Raw genomic sequence first — 570 nt, forward strand, 5'->3', positions numbered from 1 at the left:
GCCAAGGCCGCGATCCCGGCCGGGTGCCGCTGATCGCCGATGGCGGGCTGCAGTACTCCGGTGACATCGGCAAGGCCCTGGTGGCCGGCGCCGATTCGGTGATGCTCGGTTCGCTGCTGGCCGGCACCGCCGAGTCCCCTGGCGACCTGGTGTTCATGGGCGGCAAGCAGTTCAAGACCTACCGCGGCATGGGCTCGCTGGGCGCCATGGAAACCCGCGGCAAGAACACCTCCTATTCCAAGGACCGCTACTTCCAGGCCGATGTGCCCACCAATGAGAAGCTGATCCCCGAGGCATTGAAGGCCAGGTGCCCTACCGCGGCCCGCTCTCGGCCGTGGTGCACCAGCTGGTCGGCGGCCTGCGCCAGACCATGTTCTACGTCGGTGGGCCCACCATCCCGGCGCTGAAGGAGCGCGGCAAGTTCGTGCGCATCACCGCCGCGGGCCTGAAGGAATCCCACCCGCACGACATCATGATGACCGTCGAGGCACCGAACTACAAGTCCCGCTAATCCCACGGCGCTGCCCTAGGCGGCAGCCCCGCCAGCGGTTCTTCCCACAGGCCCCGCAC

At 68.1% G+C, this 570-nt stretch carries 1 pseudogene; it reads left to right on the forward strand.

Features of this window, described 5'->3' with window-relative positions:
- Positions 1 to 511 (forward strand): annotated as a pseudogene (locus JCM19049_RS17100) (IMP dehydrogenase); the annotation flags it as partial.
- Between the last annotated feature and the right edge of the window lie 59 nt (positions 512 to 570).

This window comes from Arthrobacter sp. JCM 19049 (assembly GCF_001310435.1).